Below are 2,129 nucleotides of genomic sequence, written 5' to 3' on the forward strand. Positions count from 1 at the left end.
CGCTGTGGCGGGCGGGCGGCTCCGCCCTGGCGGTGGCCGGGCTCAGCGCCGGGCTCGCCCTGCTGCCCGGCCTCGGCTCGGGCTCACAGCCACCCGCCGATCACCGTCCGCTGCCCGCGACCAGTCCGACGCCGCCCGCCCGCCACAGCGTCCGGGACCGGTGACGGGCCCGGATGCCCCGGTACAGCCGCTTCCGCTGCTCGGAATCGAAGGGGGTCTGCTGCCGGGCGCCGCGCATCATGTGCGTCAGTTCCCGCTCGAAGTCGTCCATCGGTTCTCCCTTCACCCCACGGGTCTGACGGCGTCGGACAGGATCTGCCGCAGTCGCGCCACGCCCCGCGACGCATGGGACCGGGCGGTGCCCACCGGGCAGCCGAGAACCTGCGCCACCTGGGCCTCGGGCAGGTCCTCGCAGTAGCGCAGCACCACCGCGGCCCGCTGCCGGGGCGGCAGCAGGGCCAGGGCGGCCTCCAGCCGCGAGCGTTCCGCCACGGTCGACGACACGTCGCCCGGTTCGGGCCGGTCGGGCAACTGCTCCACCGGACGCTCGCCCCACCAGCGACGCCGGGCGGAACGGGCCGCCAGCCGCACGAGTATCCGACGGACGTACGCGTCCGGCGCCTGCTCGGCGACCTTCGGCCAGGCGAACCACAGCTTCACCAGGGCCTCCTGCACCAGGTCCTCGGCACGCTGCCGGTCACCGCCGGTGAGCAGACGCGCGACATGGAGCAGCGCCCCCCAGCGGGCAGCCGCGAACTCGTCGAAGCCGTCTGCCCGAAACCGCTCCATCCCCACCGTCCCGTCCGTTCAATCCCCTGCACCCGGACAAAGACGCTGGACCCCGCCCCACGCTGCACCCGGCCCTTGTGATCCGCCTCACTTCGCGCAGACGAAGGGGCGGGCCACGGTTCCGCGGTCGTGTGATCCGACCGGTGAACTCGTGGCCCGCCCCGGGGCGCGGCCCGCCGTCCCGCCCTCAGGCGGGGCGGACGGCAAACGTCGTCAAGGTCCTAGATACGGCCCTTCCCGTCCCAGCGCGGACGCTCCTGCGAGGTGCCGGTCCGGCTGCCGGAGCTGCCGCCGTGCAGGTCGTGCGGACCCAGGCGCTCACCGTCGCGGGGCATCTCGTCGGGCTCCCGGCGTTCGCGGACCTCATGGACCGGACCGCCCTCGGGCCTGCGCGGCTGCTCCTCGGGACGCGGCCTGGGGGAGTCGCCGCGCCGAACCCGGCGGCTGCCCGATGCGAACAGGCCGATCAGCAGGCCCACCACCAGCAGGGCCACCACGGCGAGCCCGATGCCGACGGCGCCGCGGCCGGCGGCGAGATCGGCCGCTCCGGTCCAGGAGGAGTCCGCCGGGACGTCCGGTGAGGCGTTCGGCGAGACGTGCGTCAGGGCGTTCATCACAAGGTTCGACATGGTGTGCGGGTACCCCCGACGGCCCGATGTATCGGGCCGGGCGGGCACGGCCGTCCCCGGTGCGGCCGTCCGTGGTTTGAGCGCCCGCGGCCGGGGCTACCCGCCCGGTGTGACGACGCCATCCCCGGTGCCCCAGGTGTCCCAGCAGGAGCTGTACCGGTATCTCGAGGACCGGTTCGCCTGCGCGCAGGCGTGCGCGGAGTGCTCACGGGCCTGCGCGGTGCGGGCGAGCCTGGTGAACCCCGGCGACGGCACACCGCAGGAACTCGTACGGCGCAAGGGCGTCATCTGCGCCGAGGTGTGCGACGCGACCAGCCGCGTGCTGTCCGAGGAGAACCAGACGGACGAGGAGGCCGTCCGGGCCCAGGTGGAGTGGTGCCGGCAGGTGTGCGTCGAGGCCGCGCACGCCTTCGACGGGCACCCCGGCGCGGAGCGCACGGCCGAGGTGTGCCGGGCCTGCGCGCGGGCCTGCACGGACTTCCTCGGCACCCTGACCCCCTCGGCACCCTGACCCCCGCGACACCCTGACCCCTGCGGCACGCCGTACCGGCAGGGCGCCCGCCCGTGGGCCCGAGGACCCGCGGAGCGGACGCGGCACCGTACAGAACCGGGTGGCCCATCGCCATACTGGACGGGCCAGGGGAGGGCGCGTCGACCACTGACGGGGGTGGAAGATGGGGGACGGCAGGCTGCTCCACGGCCGGTACCGGC

At 75.0% G+C, this 2,129-nt stretch carries 4 protein-coding genes; 1 reads left to right on the forward strand and 3 read right to left on the reverse strand.

Translation table 11 applies throughout. The annotated features are described in order from the left end of the window. Window positions 1-100 precede the first annotated feature (100 nt). The 3 genes from AOK18_RS33130 to AOK18_RS26745 all read right to left on the reverse strand — a co-directional run bounded on the left by AOK18_RS33130 (window position 101) and on the right by AOK18_RS26745 (window position 1,418). Window positions 101-271, reverse strand: coding sequence for a hypothetical protein (locus AOK18_RS33130; protein ID WP_157865219.1), 171 nt, complete (start codon window positions 269-271; stop codon window positions 101-103). 11 nt (window positions 272-282) lie between these two features. Then, window positions 283-789, reverse strand: a complete 507-nt coding sequence (locus AOK18_RS26740) for a SigE family RNA polymerase sigma factor (RefSeq protein WP_055695998.1) — start codon at window positions 787-789, stop codon at window positions 283-285. Window positions 790-1,010: 221 nt separating this feature from the next. Continuing rightward, a complete protein-coding gene (locus AOK18_RS26745; protein ID WP_338119141.1) occupies window positions 1,011-1,418 on the reverse strand; it encodes a DUF6479 family protein in 408 nt (135 codons plus the stop codon). Between the two features lie 109 nt (window positions 1,419-1,527). Between AOK18_RS26745 and AOK18_RS26750 the strand changes: the two genes are divergently transcribed. Further along, on the forward strand, window positions 1,528-1,929 hold the full coding sequence (locus AOK18_RS26750; protein ID WP_420865645.1) for a four-helix bundle copper-binding protein: 402 nt from the start codon (window positions 1,528-1,530) through the stop codon (window positions 1,927-1,929). Window positions 1,930-2,129 lie beyond the last annotated feature (200 nt).

Source organism: Streptomyces prasinopilosus, from assembly GCF_001419695.1.
Lineage (GTDB): Bacteria > Actinomycetota > Actinomycetes > Streptomycetales > Streptomycetaceae > Streptomyces > Streptomyces prasinopilosus.

Bases quoted from the DNA above. Each gene is read 5' to 3' on its own strand.
- AOK18_RS26745 (WP_338119141.1), bottom strand. From the start codon at position 1,418: ATGTCGAACCTTGTGATGAACGCCCTGACGCACGTCTCGCCGAACGCC.
- AOK18_RS26740 (WP_055695998.1), bottom strand. From the start codon at position 789: ATGGAGCGGTTTCGGGCAGACGGCTTCGACGAGTTCGCGGCTGCCCGC.
- AOK18_RS33130 (WP_157865219.1), bottom strand. From the start codon at position 271: ATGGACGACTTCGAGCGGGAACTGACGCACATGATGCGCGGCGCCCGG.